We start from the raw sequence: 17145 nt of genomic DNA, 5'->3' as shown, positions 1-17145 counted from the left end.
CTGTGTCATCCCTTCCGGGTAAAGGCCAGAACGCGCTCATCGGCAACCGGTTCGAGGGCCGGATGGTGCCAATCCACCACCTCGCCGACACCGACCACCAACATTCCCCCCGGCGCCAGCCGCTCGGCCAGGCGATTGAGGATTTCCCGCCGCCGCCAGCGACGGAAATAGATCAGCAGGTTCTGGCAAAAGATCACATCCATGCCGGACATTGGCGCCTTCGCCAGTTCCAGCACATTCAGCCGTGCGCAGCAGACGCGCTCGACCAGATTCGGTACTACCTGATATCGCCCGTCGTCCTGCGCGATGAAGAAACGCGCAACCAACCCGGCGTCGAACTCGTCCAGCTTGCGTGCCGCGTACCGCGCCTCGCGCGCCTTGCCGAGGGCGTTGAGGCTGATGTCGGTCCCGGTCACGCCAAACAGCGGCGCAAGTCCGGCGGCTTCCATTACCTGCGTGGTCACCATCGCGAGGGAGTAAGGCTCCTCGCCACTGGAGCAGCCTACACTCCACAGCGCCAGCGGCCTGCTCTGGCCGACCTCATCGACGCGCTGGCGCAGGTAGCGCTCCAGCAGGTCGAACGAAGGTTTGTGGCGGAAGAAACGGGTTTCCTGAACGGTGAGGCGATCCAGCAGGTTCGACCACTCCACGGCACCACGCGGGCCATCGGTGACCTGTCGGTAGTAGCTGCCATAGTCGTTGATGCCCAATTCGCGCATGCGTGCGCCCAGGCTGGTCTGCAGGAAGGCGCGGCGCTGTTCGTTGACGACAACGCCGGTGCGGTCTTCCAACAGTGCCTGCCAGTCGCGGAATTCCGCGGCCGACATGTCGGCCAACGGCTGCAACGACCAGACGCCACTTGCCTGCATGTCGCGCCCCTCGCTCAAGACTGTCGTGCGCTACCCCGCCCGGAGCAGCGCACCTCCTCTGCTCAGGCCTGCTCCGCGATGTCCGGCAGTTTGAAGCCGGATACGGAGTTGCGCATTTCGCTCGCCATCTTCGCCAGGTTTCCGATGCTGCGCGCAGTGGCAGTGGTACCGGCGGAGGTCTGCGAGGTGATCTCCTGGATCACGTTCATGGTGTTGGAAATGTGGCCGGCAGAGGATGCCTGCTGACGGGCGGCGTTGGAGATGTTCTGGATCAGCGCCGCCAGAGTCTTGGATACCTTCTCGATCTCTTCCAGTGCCACACCGGCGTCCTGCGCCAAGCGTGCACCGCGCACCACTTCGGAGGTGGTCTGCTCCATCGAGATGACCGCTTCGTTGGTGTCGGTCTGAATGGTCTTCACCAGCGCCTCGATCTGCTTGGTCGCTGCGGAAGAACGTTCCGCCAGGCGCTGTACTTCGTCCGCTACCACCGCGAAGCCGCGGCCCGCGTCGCCCGCCATGGATGCCTGGATCGCGGCGTTCAGTGCGAGGATGTTGGTCTGGTCGGCAATGTCGTTAATCAGGCTAACGATGTCACCGATCTCCTGGGACGACTCACCCAGGCGCTTGATTCGCTTGGAGGTGTCCTGGATCTGCTCACGGATGTTATCCATGCCGGTGATGGTGTTGTGCACCACCTCGTTGCCCTTGTTGGCGATGGCTACGGAACGTTCCGCTACCGCGGACGATTCGGAGGCGTTCGCCGATACCTGGTCAATGGACACCGCCATCTCGTTGATCGCGGCGGACGCGCCGGCGATTTCCTGGGCCTGGTGCTCGGAAGCTTCGGCCAGGTGCATCGCAGTGGCCTGGGTTTCCTGGGCTGCGGCAGCCACCTGCACGGCGGTCAGGTTGATGGTTTCCACCAGCTCGCGGAGCTGGTCGATGGAGTAGTTGATGGAGTCTGCGATGGCGCCGGTGAAGTCTTCGGTTACGGTCGCGGCTACCGTCAGGTCGCCGTCGGCGAGGTCGGCAATTTCGTCGAGCAATCGCAGAATCGCGGCCTGGTTTCGTTCGTTCTTCTCGGCGGTCTCGGCCAGGCGGCGGTTGGACTCACGTACCATCACCAGACCGATGAGGATGATCGCGCCCAGGGCGATGATACCCAGCGCAACGCTGGCAACCTGGTTGAACACTCGGCCAGCGGCCAGGTTCTCGAAGCCGGCGGCCAGGCTGGAGGCCTTGTCCAGCAGGGTCTGCGAACCACCGAAGATGGTGTTGGCGGCTTCACGGACCTGGAACAGTTCCGGCGAGGTCTCGAGGATTTCATCCACCGAGCCGGAAACGAATTCGAAGAGTTCGGAAATCTCGTTGAGGCGGTCAACGGCCTCGGCGTTGGTCACCTTGGAGATGCTCATCGCCGCGTTGCCTTCCTTCATGCCCTTCAGTACGCGGCCGAACAGGCTGGCGTCACGACCGAAGCTGTCGGCGGCCTGCACCGAGTTCTCGTCACCGGCGAGCACCTTGTTCACCGAGCCGAGGATACGTTCGGCGAGCAGCGACTGGCGCTGGGCTACCGCGACCTGATCTGCCGGCGCGCCGTTCTCCAGCAGGATGTCGACGACCTCCTCGTACTCCACCTGCAGCTGCGGGATGGTTTCGGCGAGGGTGGCGGCAACCTGGTGCAGGGAGAGCACGGTCTGCTCGCTGGCCAGGATGGAGTCGGCGTTCTTGCGCAGAACGTCCCAGTCCTTCTGCACTTCGGCAACCTGCGGCTGCACCGCGGCCGGGCTCGGCGGCAGGCCGGTGCTTTCGTCACCGCCGGTCAGGATGTTCCAGCGCTTCTCGAAGTCGTTGCGCGCCTCTTTCAGAAGCTTGAACGCCTCGCCCTTGCCCGCCGCCGCTTCGGTGGCGTTCTTGGCGATACGCTGGGACAGCACCCGCAGCTCGCCGGCGTGGCCGATGTACTGTTTGTCGTGGTTCGACTGGGTGTTGAGGTAAGCGAAGTTGGCGAACAGCAAGACGATCGCCACGATCAGGACCACGAAGAGTCCAAGGATCAGCGAGCTGCTGCGCGCGCCCGAAAAAAGACTGCCTGCCTTTAGATTTTTCATATTCGGCCCCCGCCTGGACCCACCACGATTACGGTTTCCATGTCACAACACGGGCCAGCGAACCGGCCCAACCGGTCAAAACTAGCTGGCGACGTCGAGAAAGCCCGGGTGCTGCGCCAGGGCATGCGGGCTGAATACCAGCCAGGGCTGTTCTCGGTTGAAGACGCCATGAATAAAGGGTTGCAGGACCGCCTCGAGGGGTGGCAACTGCTCGCTGAAGGTATCCACCGGGAAGTGCTGCATGCCGAACACCTCATCGACGATGAGGCCGGCGAAGACTTCCTGGTGTTCCACTACCAGCACGCGGCGCTGTTTGCGCAGAGGCGAAAGCTCCGCGCCGAGGAAGCCGCAGAGATCCATGATGGGCAGCAAGCGACCGCGTACGTTGGCGACTCCCTTAACCCAGTCACGAACCCCCGGCAGCAATGTGTAGCGCGGCTCATGAAGAACCTCGCCGACCTCCCCCATAGGTGCCACAAACAGGCGCCCAGCCATTCGGAAGCCAATGCCGTTCCAGCTCTGCACCACTTCGCGCTGGGCAGGCAGACCCGCCGCCAGCTGACGACAGCGCTGATCGATCTGGACGAGAATCTCGAAAGGACTCTGGACTTCCGCCATGCCGGCCCTGGCCTTCTCTAATAATTATGTTCTGGACGACAACATGCGCGCAGACCGGCTTCAGCCGGCCAGCACCGCATTGATGGTCTTGAGCAGGGTGTCTTCGTCAACGGGCTTGGTCAGGTAGTCGCGAGCGCCCTGGCGCTTGCCCCAGACCTTGTCGGTCTCCTGATCCTTGGTGGTGACGATGATCACCGGAATGCTGCTGGTCTCCGGGTCCTTGGACAACTGGCGGGTAGCCTGGAAGCCATTGAGCCCCGGCATGACGATGTCCATCAGGACGACGTCCGGTTTCTCCTGGCGGGCAAGCGCCACGCCATCGGCACCGTTCTCGGCCTTGAGCACCTGGTGCGAATGCTTTTCCAGCATCGCGGTCAGCTTGTACATCTCGGTCGGAGAATCATCAACAATCAGAATTCGAGCCATTGGGGTCCCCATACGGAAAAGGCGTCACCGGCGCGGAGCCGGACTTCAGGAAGCGTGCTCCACCGGGGTGAAGTCGGGCACATGAGTCTTGATCGCGCCGAGCAGTTCTTCCTTGCTGAAGGGCTTGGTGAGGTACTGATCGGAACCGACGATTCGACCCTTGGCCTTGTCGAACAGGCCGTCCTTGGAGGACAGCATGATCACCGGCGTGGATTTGAATGCACTGTTGTTCTTGATCAGGGCGCAGGTCTGATAGCCATCCAGGCGCGGCATCATGATGTCGACGAAAATGATGTTCGGATGGGTATCGGCGATCTTCGCCAGCGCGTCGAAGCCATCGATGGCTGTGATGACATCGCAGCCCACTTTCTTCAGCAGGGTTTCCGCAGTGCGACGAATCGTCTTGGAGTCGTCGATCACCATCACTTTCAAACCGTCGGAATGCTGTTCCATGTTCGCCCTTACCATCTCGGTGAATCGTTATTCCGCTTTTTTATATCAGGGCGCGAACACCCTGCCACCGTCGGGCTGCGACCCAATCGTGGGAACCTTTTACCACAATCGTCAGAATCTTTACCACGCCCCGCAATTTCCGGCCATAACACCCCAAACCCGCAGGCTTTTTCCTTGACCGAGCGCATATCCAGCGCCACCCTGAGCTTCCTTTTTTCGTCGTTCCGGTAGCGGTCTTCGCCGCACCTTCCAGCCTAGTGAGGACATCCCATGAGCGTACGTCTCGGGATCGTGATGGACCCCATCGCGCAGATCAACTTCAAGAAGGACAGCTCCCTGGCCATGCTCCTGGCAGCCCAGGCTCGCGGTTGGTCGCTGTTCTACATGGAACAGCAGGACCTTTACCAGAAAGCGAGCGAGGCTCGCGCCCGCATGCGCCCTCTCAAGGTGTTCTACGACGCTTCACACTGGTTCGAACTGGGAGAGGAAGCTGATCTGCCGCTGTCGGACCTCGACGTAATTCTGATGCGCAAGGATCCGCCCTTCGACAACGAGTTCGTCTACTCCACCTACCTGCTGGAACAGGCCGAACGCTCCGGCACTCTGATCGTGAACCGTCCGCAGAGTCTGCGTGACTGCAACGAGAAGCTGTTCGCAACCCTGTTTCCCCAGTGCACTCCCCCGACGGTAGTAAGCCGACGGCCAGACATTCTGCGCGAGTTTGCCTCGGAGCATCGTGACATCATTCTCAAACCCCTCGATGGCATGGGCGGATCGATGATCTTCCGCCACCGCGAAGGCGACCCGAACCTTTCGGTGATCCTCGAAACCCTTACCCAGCATGGCCGCCAGCAGATCATGGCGCAGCGCTACCTGCCGGCGATCAAGGACGGCGACAAGCGCATCCTGATGATCGATGGCGAGCCGGTGGAATACTGCCTGGCGCGCATCCCGGCCCAGGGCGAGACTCGCGGCAACCTGGCCGCCGGCGGTCGCGGCGTGGCTCAGCCGCTGTCAGAGCGCGATCGCTGGATCGCCAGTGAAGTCGGCCCGGAACTGCGCAAGCGCGGCCTGCTGTTCGTCGGCCTGGACGTGATCGGCGAGAACCTCACCGAGATCAACGTGACCAGCCCGACCTGCATCCGCGAAATCGATTCCGCCTACGACACCCGCATCGGCGAACGACTGATGACGGTCATCGAGGAAAAGCTCAAGGCGCGCAGTGCGTCATAGACTTTTCCAATACTCGTCGGCAGACTTCGCCAACTTTGGCCTATGCGACCCGCGATGAACGCTGCAACCCATCCAGACTTCCCTGTGTCCTCCGGCGTACGCCCGGCGGACCGGCTGGGTTTCACCCTGTTCGTCGCGGCCATTCTGCATGTGGCCGTGCTCCTCGGCGTGGGCTTCACCATGCCCGCGCCGAGCCAGCAGAGCAAAACCCTGGAGATCACCCTCGCCAGCTTCAAGAGCGAAAAAGCGCCCGAAAAGGCCGACTACCTCGCCCAGATGAACCAGCAGGGCAGCGGTACCCTGGAGCACAAGGCGGTTCCCAAGACCACCGAGCAGGCGCCGTTCCACGACACCGAGGTGAAGAAGGTCGCGCCGCCGGCTACGCCGAAGCAGGCCACGAGCCCGGAATCGCCCAAGACCGCCGTTGCCACCCGCAGCCCGCGTCCGGACAAGGTGCAGGCCAAGCCGCAGACACCAAAGGCGGAAAACGTCGCCAAGCCAGCCCCGCAGTTCGACTCCAGCCAGTTGTCTGCGCAGATCTCCAGCCTTGAAGCCGACCTGGCCCGCGAGCAGCAGGCCTATGCCAAGCGCCCACGCATCCACCGCCTGAGCGCCGCCTCGACCATGCGCGACAAGGGCGCCTGGTATAAGGAAGAGTGGCGCAAGAAGATCGAGCGCATCGGCAACCTGAACTACCCGGACGAAGCCCGTCGCCAACGCATCTATGGCAGCCTGCGCCTGCTGGTATCGATCAACCGCGATGGTTCGCTCTACGAAGTGCAGGTGCTGGAATCCTCCGGTCAGCCCACGCTCGACCAGGCAGCCCAGCGTATCGTCCGCCTGGCCGCACCGTTCGCCCCCTTCAGTGGCGATCTTTCGGACATCGACCGCCTGGAAATCATCCGCACCTGGCGCTTCGAGCGCGGCGACCGCCTCTCCAGCCGGTAATACTCCCCCACTGGCACTTTCCAGTCTTGCTCCGCCAGGCCACAGGCCTGAAACTAGCCAGCATGAAAAGCGCAGCCCCCAGTTCTCTCAAGCATCACTTCCTGATTGCCATGCCGCACATGGTGGACCCGAACTTCGCCCAGACTGTCACCTACCTCGTCGAACACAACGATCAGGGTGCGATGGGCCTGGTGATCAATCGCCCCAGCGGCCTGAGTCTCTCCGACGTGCTCGAACAGTTGCGCCCGGACGAGCTGCCACCAGCGCGCTGCCAGGGCGTCACCATCTACAGCGGCGGGCCGGTACAGACCGACCGAGGTTTCGTTCTCCACCCGGCCGGACGCACCTATCAGGCCACACTGGAACTGGGCGAACTGTCGCTCTCTACGTCTCAGGACGTGCTGTTCGCCATCGCCGACGGCAGCGGGCCCGCCCAACACCTGATAACCCTCGGCTACGCTGGCTGGGACGCGGGCCAACTGGAAGCGGAACTCGCCGACAACGCCTGGCTGACATGCCCGGCTGACCCGGCGGTACTCTTCGACACGCCGACCGAGCAGCGCCTCTCCGCCGCCGCCGAACGCCTGGGCGTCAACCTCAACCTGCTCACTGCCCAGGCCGGGCACGCCTGATGAGCGCCAAGCCCCTGCGTCTGCTGCTCGGTTTCGACTACGGGACCAAACAGATCGGCGTCGCGGTCGGTCAGGCCATCACCGGCCAGGCCCGCGAGCTCTGCGTGCTCAAGGCGCAGAACGGCGTGCCGGACTGGAATCGCGTCGAAGCACTGATAAAGGAATGGCAGCCCGACGCCATCGTCGTCGGCCTGCCGCTGAACATGGACGGCACCCCCAGCGAGATGAGCGAGCGCGCCGAGAAGTTCGCACGCCGCCTGAATGGCCGCTACAACCTGCCGGTTCATACCCACGACGAACGCCTGACCACTTACGCAGCCAAGGGTGAACGCCTGGCACAGGGCCAGCGCGACGGCTACCGCGAGCGGCCAGTGGACGCCCTGGCCGCCGCCCTGTTGCTGGAGGGCTGGCTGGCCGAACATCCCCCCGCCTGATCCGCGGCAGCGCACCCTTGACCTATGGCAGCGCCAAGGGTGCGAAACCCACTAAGCTTGCCGGACCACTCCTTCCCGGAACGGTCCGCCCCGATGGCCGCCCGCGCCGGGTGGCCTCGCCAACCGAACCGGAGACGTCATGACCCTGCCCAGCCCCGCCGAACTCCTCCCCCGCATGGCTACCGACCTGCGCAACTACCTGGCGCAACGCGGTATCGACTCGCCGCGCTTCGTCGGCATCCACACCGGCGGCATCTGGGTCGCCCAGCAATTGCTCAAGGAACTGGGTAGCGACGAGATCCTCGGCATCCTCGACGTATCCTTCTACCGCGACGACTTCACCCGCAGCGGCCTGCACCCACAGGTGCGCCCGTCGGAACTGCCGTTCGACATCGATGGCCAGCATCTGGTGCTGGTGGATGACGTGCTGATGAGCGGCCGTACCATTCGCGCGGCGCTCAACGAACTGTTCGACTATGGGCGTCCGGCCAGCGTAACTCTGGTCTGCCTGCTCGACCTGAACGCCCGCGAACTGCCGATTCGTCCGGATGTGGTCGGCGAAACCCTGTCGCTGGCCCCCAACGAGCGGGTAAAATTGCGTGGTCCCGCACCACTCGTCCTCGAGCGCACGCTTCTCAGCCCAGCGCTGTAACCCCGCGCGCCCGGACATCCACCTCCTACTTTCAGGGCCTGCCACATGCCGACCGACGCCAAGCGCCCGCTGCAGCTCAACGATCTGGGCCAGCTGCGCCACTTTCTCTCGCTCGACGGGTTGTCCCGCGAACTGCTGACCGAAATCCTCGATACCGCCGACTCCTTCCTCGAAGTCGGCGCCCGCGCGGTGAAGAAAGTCCCGCTGCTGCGTGGCAAGACCGTGTGCAACGTGTTCTTCGAGAACTCCACGCGCACTCGTACCACCTTCGAGCTTGCCGCCCAGCGTCTGTCCGCTGACGTCATCTCGCTGAACGTATCGACCTCCTCGACCAGCAAGGGCGAAACCCTCACCGATACCCTGCGCAACCTGGAAGCGATGGCTGCCGACATGTTCGTCGTGCGCCACAGCGACTCGGGTGCCGCGCATTTCATTGCCGAGCACGTCAGCCCCAATGTCGCCGTGATCAACGGCGGCGATGGTCGCCACGGCCACCCGACCCAGGGCATGCTCGACATGCTCACCATCCGCCGCCACAAGGGCAGCTTCGAGAACCTCTCGGTCGCCATCGTCGGCGACATCCTGCACTCGCGCGTCGCACGCTCCGACATGCTGGCATTGAAGACGCTGGGCTGCCCGGACATCCGCGTCATCGCCCCGCGCACCCTCCTGCCGGTGGGGCTGGAAGAGCAGTACGGCGTGAAGGTCTACACCGACGCCAACGAGGGCTTGAAGGACGTCGACGTGATCATCATGCTGCGCCTGCAGCGCGAGCGCATGGCTGGCGGCCTGCTACCCAGCGAGGGCGAGTTCTTCAGGCTCTATGGTCTGACCCGGAAGCGCCTGAAGCTGGCCAAGCCCGACGCCATCGTCATGCACCCCGGCCCGATCAACCGTGGAGTGGAGATCGATTCCGCTGTCGCCGACGGCGAGCAGTCGGTGATCCTCAATCAGGTCACCTACGGCATCGCCATCCGCATGGCCGTGCTCTCCATGGCCATGAGCGGCCAGAACGCCCAACGACAGCTGGAACAGGAGGACGCGCAATGACCGTCAGTATTCGTGGCGCCCACCTGATCGACCCGGCCGCCGGCCTGGACAAGATCTGCGACCTGCACATCGAGGCCGGCCGCATCGTCGCTATCGGCGACGCTCCCGAAGGTTTCCACGCCGCCCAGGAAATCGACGCAGCCGGCCTGATCGCCGCGCCCGGCCTGGTGGACCTGAGCGTCGCCCTGCGCGAGCCGGGCTATAGCCGCAAGGGCAGTATCGAGAGCGAAACCCGCGCCGCCGCCGCCGGTGGCGTCACCAGCCTGTGCTTCCCGCCGCAGACCAGGCCGGTGCTGGATACCCCCGCCGTCGCCGAACTGATCCTCGACCGTGCCCGCGAAGCCGGCAATGCCAAGGTCTTCCCCATTGGGGCGCTGACCAAGGGCCTGGCCGGCGAGCAACTGTCCGAGCTGGTCGCCCTGCGCGACGCAGGCTGCGTAGCCTTCACCAACGGCCTGGCGCCGATGGCCAGCAACCGCGTTCTGCTGCGCTCGCTGGAATACGCAGCCACCTTCGACCTGACTGTGATCTTCACCTCCCAGGACGCCGACCTGGCCGAAGGCGGCCTTGCCCACGAAGGCCCGACCGCCAGCTTCCGTGGCCTGGCCGGCATCCCGGAAACCGCCGAGACCGTGGCGCTGGCGCGCAACCTGCTGCTGGTCGAACAGGCCGGCGTGCGCGCTCACTTCAGTCAACTGACCAGCGCCCGCGGCGTCGAACTGATAGCCCAGGCCCAGGCTCGCGGCCTGCCGGTCACCGCCGACGTCGCGCTGTACCAGTTGATCCTCACCGACGAGGCATTGGCGGACTTCTCCAGCCTGTACCACGTACAGCCGCCGCTGCGCTCCCACAAGGACCGCGACGCCCTGCGCGAAGCGGTGAAGAGCGGTGTGATCCAGGCCATCGCCAGCCATCACCAGCCCCACGAAGCGGACGCCAAGAACGCACCGTTCGCAGCGACCGACCCTGGCATCAGCAGCGTCGAACTGCTGCTGCCACTGGCGATGACGCTGGTTCAGGACGGCCTGCTCGACCTGCCGACACTGCTCGAACGCCTATCCAGCGGCCCAGCCGCGGCGCTGCGCCTGCCGGCCGGCAAGCTGGCAGTGGGCGCGGCTGCCGACGTGGTGCTGTTCGAGGCCGACGGCCAGACCCTCGCAGGTGAGACCTGGCACTCACGTGGCCAGAACTGCCCGTTCCTCGGCCACTGCCTGCCGAGCGTGGTGCGCTGCACCCTGGTGGACGGGCATATCGTCCACGCGGTGTAACGCTGCGCTGTTGCATGAAAAAGCCCGCCAATCGGCGGGCTTTCTCTTTTGATGCGGCGAACCTCATGCGGGGTCGAGCTTGTCTGCGAAATCCTTCGCGGCGGGCCCCGTCTTTCGGAATGCACCAGACGCAGGATCGGTGGAGCGGAACGGCCCCCATCCGGCACCCTGAATTTCAAATCATCGCCAGCGCCTTGGCCAGGTCGGCGCGCAGATCCTCCACATCCTCTACGCCCACCGACAGGCGAATCAGCGAATCGCCAATGCCAAGCGCCGCGCGGTTTTCCGGCGGGATGCTGGCATGGGTCATGATCGCCGGATGTTCGATCAGGCTTTCCACGCCGCCGAGACTTTCCGCCAGGGCAAACAGTCGGACGTTCTCCAGGAAACGCTTCGAACCCGCCAGATCGGTATCCAGGTCCAGCGAGATCATCCCGCCGAAGCCCTTCATCTGCCTGCGCGCCAGTTCGTGCTGCGGGTGCGAGGCCAGGCCGGGGTAGTAGACGCGCCTAACCTGCGGCTGCTGCTCCAGCCACTTGGCCAGCTCCAGCGCATTGACGCAGTGGCGCTCCATGCGCAGCGCCAGAGTCTTCACCCCACGCAGGGTGAGGAAGGCGTCGAACGGGCCGGCGATGGCGCCTACCGAGTTCTGCAGGAAGCCCAGACGCTCGGCGAGGTCGGGGTTGTCGCCGACGATGGCGATGCCGCCGATGACATCGGAGTGACCGTTGAGGTACTTGGTGGTGGAGTGCACGACGATGTCGAACCCCAAGTCCAGCGGGCGCTGCACATAAGGGCTGGCGAAGGTGTTGTCGGCCACGCAGAGGATGCCGCGCTCGCGGCAGGTGCGGGCGATGACGGCAAGGTCAGTCAGGCGCAGCAGCGGGTTGCTCGGGGTTTCCACCCAGACCATGCGGGTCTTGTCGGTAATCGCCGCCTCCAGAGCGCCAGGCTGGGCCAGGTCGGCGAAGTGGAAATCATGCCCGGCGCTGCGCCGGCGCACGCGCTCGAACAGGCGGAAGGTGCCGCCGTAGAGGTCGTTGCCGGAAACGACGTGCGATCCCGCGTCGAGCAGCTCCAGCACTGCTGAAATCGCCGCCAGCCCGGAGGCGAAGGCGAACGCCTTGCTGCCACCCTCCAGGTCTGCCACGCAGCGCTCCAGCGCCCAGCGCGTGGGGTTGTGCGAGCGCCCGTAGTCCAGCCCCTTGTGCACGCCGGGACTGTCCTGGCGATAGGTGGAGTTGGCGTAGATCGGCGGCATGATCGCCCCGGTGGACGGGTCGGGTTCCTGCCCGGCATGAATCACCCGGGTGGCGAAACCGAGGCGGTCGTCGTGCTGGCTCATGCGAGAGTCCTCCGCAGATGGTTGAGCAGGTCGAATCGGGTAATGAGTCCGTGGAAGCCGGATGCGTCGGCGATGATGGCGACCAGCCCTCGACCGAGCACCGCTTCCAGCTCGGCGAGGCTGGCGCCGGGCGCGAGGGTTTCCGGAGCGTCACTCATGGCGCTGGCAACGTCGCAGCGGAAATGGCCGGGATCGTCGTGCACGCCCAGCAGAATGTCGGACTCGTCGATCACGCCCACCAGCCGCCCGCTATCCAGCACCGGCAACTGCGAGACATCCGCCAGGCGCATGCGCTGGAACGCCGTGAGCAGTGTGTCGCCGGGGCCGACGCTGACCACTCGCCCCTCCTCGAAACGTCGCGCCACGATATCGCGCAGGTCGCCGTAGCGCTTGCGCTGCAACAAGCCCTGGTCAGTCATCCATTGGTCGTTGTAGATCTTCGACAGGTAGCGCGTACCGGTGTCGCAAACCAGGCTGACGACGCGCCGGGGCTCGGTCTGTTCGCGACAGAAGCGCAACGCGGCGGCAAGCAGCGTTCCGGTGGAGGAGCCGGCAGCTATGCCTTCGTTGCACAGCAGCGCGCGGGCAGTACTGAAGCTCTCTTCATCGCTGATCGAGTAGGCGTGGCGGACGCTGGAAAGATCGGCGATGGACGGCACGAAGTCTTCGCCGATGCCTTCCACTGCCCAGGAGCCGGGTGTGCCCAACAGGCCGGAGCGCGAGTACTCGGCCATGATGGATCCGACCGGGTCGGCCAGCACGATCTCAAGGTCCGGCTGTACTTTCTGGAAAAAGCGTGTCAGGCCGGTAAGCGTGCCGCCGGAACCAACGCCGACCACGATGGCATCCAGGTCGTGCCCTGTCTGCGCCCATATTTCCGGCGCGGTGCCGCATTCGTGTGCCAGCGGATTGGCCGGGTTGTTGAACTGATCGGCAAAGAAGGCGTCGGGCAGTTCCCTGGCCAGACGCGCGGCAACGTCCTGGTAGTACTCCGGATGGCCCTTGCCGACATCCGAGCGGGTGATGTGCACTTCGGCCCCCATCGCCCGCAGATGCAGGACCTTCTCGGTGGACATCTTGTCCGGCACCACCAGCACCACGCGATAGCCCTTGGCGCGTCCGACCAGCGCAAGGCCCAACCCGGTGTTCCCGGCGGTGGCCTCGACGATCACGCCGCCGGGCCTGAGCCTGCCATCGCGCTCGGCGGCTTCGATCATGGCGACGCCGATGCGGTCCTTGATGGAGCCGCCGGGGTTCTGCGATTCGAGCTTGAGGAACAACGTGCAAGGCCCGGTATCGAAGCGCGTGACGCGGACCAGTGGGGTATTGCCGATCAGGTCGAGCACCGCAGGGCGGGATTCGTTGCTCATGGCAGCCACTCCTCCTCGGCACCTTGGGGGTCGCCCGACGGTGCCTGCTACTGTCTTCCTGACCTTAGGCGCGCGGCGATGGGATCGCCAGGCGCGTGCGACGAAAGACGGCGGAGAGCTGTAGTGGCAGGAGCGGACGCCTTCCGCGACCAGCCCCCTGCCCGAGGCTATCGCGGACAGAGCCCGCTTCTACGAGAGCGAGCGCTGCGCGTGGATCAGATTCGCTGCGGGCCGTTGCGCTCGGAAATCTGGCTGTTCAGCGTCCAGAAGTCATACAGCACGCCTATCAGGAACAGACCACCGGTCAGCAGGTAGAGCAGGCCGGTGATCCATTTGCCCATGTACATGCGGTGCACGCCGAACACGCCCAGGAAGGTCAGCAGAATCCAGGCGACGTTGTAGTCGATGCCGCCGGAGCGGTAGCGCTGGTCAGCGGCATCGTCCATCGAGGGGATGAGGAACAGGTCAATGATCCAGCCGATGAAGAACAGGCCGAAGGTGAAGAACCAGATGGTTCCGGTGATCGGCCGGCCGTAGTAGAAACGGTGGGAACCGGTGAAGCCGAAAAGCCAGAGCAGGTAGCCGATGACCTTGCTGTGAGTATCTGGGGTGGCGGACATGCCGTTCTCCATTTGCGATTGCCTCCGCGCAGGTTAAACGAAAAGCCCGCACGAGGCGGGCTTTTCACATCAGCGCAGGCGCCGGTTGGGGTCGTCGTCGCTGAGTTCCAGGGTCAGCCCCTGGGTCATGGTGGAGAGATGGTCGGCGTCGGTTTCCGAGCCCAGCTTGATCATCAGGCGCAGGTCGTTCGCCGAGTCGGCGTAGGCCAGCGCATCCTCATAGGTGATCTCGCCCTGGGTGTAGAGCTGATACAGCGCCTGGTCGAAGGTCTGCATACCCTGCTCGGTGGAGCGCTTCATCAGCGGCTTGAGCTCGTGCACCTCGCCCTTGCGGATCAGGTCGGCTGCCAGCGGGGTATTGAGCAGCACCTCGATCACCGCGCGACGGCCCTTGCCGTCCGGGGTCGGCACCAGTTGCTGGGCGACGATGGCCTTGAGGTTCAACGACAGGTCCATCCACACCTGCCCGTGACGATCCGCCGGAAAGAAGTGAATGATCCGCTCCAGCGCCTGGTTGGCGTTGTTGGCGTGCAGCGTGGCCAGGCAGAGGTGGCCGGTTTCGGCGAAGGCCACGGCGTGGTCCATCGTCTCACGGGAGCGCACCTCACCGATCATGATCACGTCCGGCGCCTGGCGCAGGGTGTTCTTCAAGGCAACTTCGAAGGAATCGGTATCCAGGCCCACCTCACGCTGGGTGACGATGCAGCCCTGGTGCTGGTGGATGTACTCGATGGGGTCTTCGATGGAGATGATGTGGCCGGTGGAGTTCTTGTTGCGATAGCCGATCATCGCCGCCAGCGACGTGGACTTACCGGTGCCGGTGGCACCGACAAAGATCACCAGGCCGCGCTTGGTCATCGCCAGCTTCTTGAGGATTTCCGGAAGCTTCAGATCCTCGATGGTCGGGATACTGGTCTCGATCCGACGCAGCACCATGCCCACCAGGTTGCGCTGGTAAAAGGCGCTGACCCGGAAACGGCCGACTCCGCGGGCGCTGATGGCGAAGTTGCACTCGTGGTTCTCGGCGAAGTCGCGGCGCTGCTGCTCGTTCATCACCGAGAGCACGGTCTCACGGGTCTGCTCCGGCGACAGCGCAGTCTTGGTCACTGGCAACACCTTGCCGTTGACCTTCATCGACGGGGGAACGCCGGCGGTGATGAAAAGGTCGGAAGCTCCCTTTTCCACCATCAGGCGCAGCAGTTTCTCGAATTCCATGATCATTCTCGCCGAGTTCACGCTGGCTGCGACAAAGCTGTCGGATCACGGAGCGAGTGCGTGTGGCGCGCTCCGTGCGCCGGGCCGCGAGGGCCCGGAGAATCAGAAGTTTTCCGGGATCTTGGCTTTTTCTTTCGCCGCGTCACGGGTGACCAGCCCCTTGGCGACCAGGCCCTTGAGGCACATGTCGAGAGTCTGCATGCCGATCGCACCGCCGGTCTGGATCGACGAGTACATCTGTGCGACCTTGTCCTCACGGATCAGGTTACGAATGGCCGGGGTGCCGATCATGATCTCGTGGGCCGCCACCCGGCCGCCACCGATCTTCTTCAGCAGGGTCTGGGAAATCACCGCCTGCAGAGATTCGGAGAGCATGGAGCGGACCATCGATTTTTCTTCGGCGGGGAACACGTCGACGATACGGTCGATGGTCTTGGCCGCGGAGGTGGTGTGCAGGGTGCCAAATACCAGGTGGCCGGTTTCCGCGGCGGTCAGCGCCAGGCGGATGGTCTCCAGGTCACGCATCTCGCCCACCAGGATGATGTCCGGGTCTTCACGCAGCGCCGAGCGCAGGGCCTCGTTGAAGCCCAGCGTGTCACGGTGCACCTCGCGCTGGTTGACCAGGCACTTCTTCGATTCGTGGACGAATTCGATGGGGTCTTCGACAGTGAGGATGTGGCTGTACTTGGTGTTGTTCAGGTAGTCGAGCATCGCGGCGAGCGAGGTGGACTTGCCGGAACCGGTCGGGCCGGTGACCAGCACCAGGCCGCGCGGGACATCTGAAACACGTTTGAACACTTCTCCCATGCCCAGGTCCTCCATCGTGAGTACCTTGGAGGGAATGGTCCGGAACACGGCGCCGGCGCCGCGGTTCTGGTTGAATGCGTTGACCCGGAAACGGGCGACCCCGGGGACTTCGAACGAGAAGTCGGTCTCCAGGAATTCCTCGAAATCCTTGCGCTGCTTGTCATTCATGATGTCGTAGATCAGCGCGTGAACCTGCTTGTGCTCCAGGGGTGGCAGGTTGATCCGGCGGACATCGCCGTCGACGCGGATCATCGGCGGCAGACCGGCCGAGAGGTGCAGGTCCGAAGCGCCTTGCTTGGCGCTGAAGGCGAGCAACTCGGTAATATCCATGGGACTCCCCAATCTAGAGCAAGCAGGTAGAATGCCGCAGAACTCGCAGCAGCCGGGCGGTAGAGCGCAGGTAATGTCCACGATAGCAGAGAATATTGCAAAGGTTCGCGCACGCATCCGTGAGGCGGAGCAAGCTTATGGCCGCGCCCCCGGGTCGGTCGAATTGCTGGCGGTGAGCAAGACAAAACCTGCCGCCGACATCCGTGAAGCCCATGCCTGCGGACTGGCCGATTTCGGCGAGAATTACCTGCAGGAAGCGCTGGCCAAGCAGGCGGAACTGGCCGACCTGGCACTGACCTGGCACTTCATCGGGCCGATCCAGTCCAACAAGACCCGCCCCATCGCCGAACACTTCCACTGGGTTCACTCGGTGGACAGGCTGAAGATCGCCCAGCGGCTTTCCGAACAGCGCCCAGCCAGCCTGCCACCGCTGAACATCCTGCTGCAGGTGAACGTCAGCGGCGAAGACAGCAAGTCTGGCTGCGCCCCCGATGAGTTGCCCGCGCTGGCACAGGCCGTGGCGCAACTGCCCCATTTGAAACTGCGCGGCCTGATGGCGATTCCCGAGCCGACCGAAGACGTTGCCGCGCAACATGCCGCATTTGCCCGCCTGCGCGAGCTGATGCTTGCCCTGAACCTCGGCCTGGACGCCCTGTCCATCGGCATGAGCCATGACCTCGAAGCCGCCGTGGCCGAAGGCGCGACCTGGGTGCGGATCGGCACCGCCCTGTTTGGCGCCCGCGACTACGGTGTATCGCACTGAT

At 64.1% G+C, this 17145-nt stretch carries 18 protein-coding genes; 8 read left to right on the top strand and 10 right to left on the bottom strand.

Annotation, left to right across the window (positions count from 1 at the left end):
* Positions 1-5: 5 nt before the first annotated feature.
* The 5 genes from OU419_RS02290 to pilG form a co-directional block, all read right to left on the bottom strand.
* Positions 6-869 carry a protein-glutamate O-methyltransferase gene (locus OU419_RS02290; RefSeq protein WP_254470078.1) on the bottom strand — a complete coding sequence of 288 codons (864 nt, stop codon included), beginning with the start codon at positions 867-869 and terminating at the stop codon, positions 6-8.
* Between the two features lie 62 nt (positions 870-931).
* On the bottom strand, positions 932-2980 hold the full coding sequence (locus tag OU419_RS02285; protein ID WP_254470077.1) for a methyl-accepting chemotaxis protein: 2049 nt from the start codon (positions 2978-2980) through the stop codon (positions 932-934).
* Between the two features lie 81 nt (positions 2981-3061).
* Entirely contained in the window at positions 3062-3598 is a 537-nt protein-coding gene (locus OU419_RS02280; protein WP_254470076.1) for a chemotaxis protein CheW, read from the bottom strand.
* Between the two features lie 60 nt (positions 3599-3658).
* The gene (gene pilH, locus OU419_RS02275; RefSeq protein ID WP_254470075.1) at positions 3659-4024 is read right to left on the bottom strand and encodes a twitching motility response regulator PilH; all 366 of its coding nucleotides are present in this window, start codon (positions 4022-4024) and stop codon (positions 3659-3661) included.
* 45 nt (positions 4025-4069) lie between these two features.
* Positions 4070-4477, bottom strand: a complete 408-nt coding sequence (gene pilG / locus OU419_RS02270) for a twitching motility response regulator PilG (RefSeq protein WP_254470074.1) — start codon at positions 4475-4477, stop codon at positions 4070-4072.
* Positions 4478-4747: 270 nt separating this feature from the next.
* On the opposite strand from pilG, the gene gshB reads away from it, so the two are divergent.
* The 7 genes from gshB (at position 4748) to OU419_RS02235 (ending at position 10694) form a co-directional block, all read left to right on the top strand.
* Positions 4748-5710, top strand: a complete 963-nt coding sequence (gene gshB / locus OU419_RS02265; protein WP_254470073.1) for a glutathione synthase — start codon at positions 4748-4750, stop codon at positions 5708-5710.
* A gap of 54 nt (positions 5711-5764) precedes the next feature.
* Positions 5765-6658, top strand: coding sequence for an energy transducer TonB (locus OU419_RS02260; protein ID WP_254470072.1), 894 nt, complete (start codon positions 5765-5767; stop codon positions 6656-6658).
* 62 nt (positions 6659-6720) lie between these two features.
* Positions 6721-7290, top strand: a complete 570-nt coding sequence (locus tag OU419_RS02255) for a YqgE/AlgH family protein (RefSeq protein WP_254470071.1) — start codon at positions 6721-6723, stop codon at positions 7288-7290.
* Complete coding sequence (gene ruvX / locus OU419_RS02250; RefSeq protein ID WP_254470358.1) at positions 7287-7724, top strand: Holliday junction resolvase RuvX; 438 nt, start codon at positions 7287-7289, stop codon at positions 7722-7724. Before OU419_RS02255 ends, ruvX begins: the two co-directional genes overlap by 4 nt.
* Positions 7725-7863: 139 nt before the next feature.
* Positions 7864-8376 carry a bifunctional pyr operon transcriptional regulator/uracil phosphoribosyltransferase PyrR gene (gene pyrR, locus OU419_RS02245; protein WP_254470070.1) on the top strand — a complete coding sequence of 171 codons (513 nt, stop codon included), beginning with the start codon at positions 7864-7866 and terminating at the stop codon, positions 8374-8376.
* Between the two features lie 45 nt (positions 8377-8421).
* Entirely contained in the window at positions 8422-9426 is a 1005-nt protein-coding gene (locus OU419_RS02240; RefSeq protein WP_254470069.1) for an aspartate carbamoyltransferase catalytic subunit, read from the top strand.
* Positions 9423-10694, top strand: coding sequence for a dihydroorotase (locus tag OU419_RS02235; RefSeq protein WP_254470068.1), 1272 nt, complete (start codon positions 9423-9425; stop codon positions 10692-10694). The genes OU419_RS02240 and OU419_RS02235 overlap by 4 nt, the downstream gene beginning before the upstream one ends.
* Positions 10695-10869: 175 nt before the next feature.
* On the opposite strand, the gene OU419_RS02230 is transcribed toward OU419_RS02235, so the two are convergent.
* The 5 genes from OU419_RS02230 to pilT form a co-directional block, all read right to left on the bottom strand.
* Positions 10870-12039, bottom strand: coding sequence for a trans-sulfuration enzyme family protein (locus tag OU419_RS02230; RefSeq protein WP_254470067.1), 1170 nt, complete (start codon positions 12037-12039; stop codon positions 10870-10872).
* Complete coding sequence (locus OU419_RS02225; RefSeq protein ID WP_254470066.1) at positions 12036-13409, bottom strand: pyridoxal-phosphate dependent enzyme; 1374 nt, start codon at positions 13407-13409, stop codon at positions 12036-12038. The genes OU419_RS02230 and OU419_RS02225 overlap by 4 nt, the downstream gene beginning before the upstream one ends.
* Before the next feature lie 215 nt (positions 13410-13624).
* Positions 13625-14029: an NINE protein gene (locus OU419_RS02220; RefSeq protein ID WP_254470065.1), complete on the bottom strand. Its 405-nt coding sequence runs from the start codon at positions 14027-14029 to the stop codon at positions 13625-13627.
* Positions 14030-14098: 69 nt separating this feature from the next.
* Positions 14099-15244 (bottom strand): type IV pilus ATPase PilU, encoded by a 1146-nt coding sequence (gene pilU, locus OU419_RS02215; protein ID WP_254470064.1) that lies wholly within the window; start codon positions 15242-15244, stop codon positions 14099-14101.
* A 102-nt stretch (positions 15245-15346) separates the two neighbouring features.
* Entirely contained in the window at positions 15347-16381 is a 1035-nt protein-coding gene (gene pilT / locus OU419_RS02210) for a type IV pilus twitching motility protein PilT (protein ID WP_254470063.1), read from the bottom strand.
* A gap of 73 nt (positions 16382-16454) precedes the next feature.
* Between pilT and OU419_RS02205 the strand changes: the two genes are divergently transcribed.
* Positions 16455-17144: a YggS family pyridoxal phosphate-dependent enzyme gene (locus OU419_RS02205; protein WP_254470062.1), complete on the top strand. Its 690-nt coding sequence runs from the start codon at positions 16455-16457 to the stop codon at positions 17142-17144.
* Position 17145: the final 1 nt, after the last annotated feature.

Source organism: Pseudomonas triclosanedens, assembly GCF_026686735.1.
GTDB classification, from domain to species: domain Bacteria; phylum Pseudomonadota; class Gammaproteobacteria; order Pseudomonadales; family Pseudomonadaceae; genus Pseudomonas; species Pseudomonas triclosanedens.
This window is presented reverse-complemented; position numbering and strand designations above follow the sequence as displayed.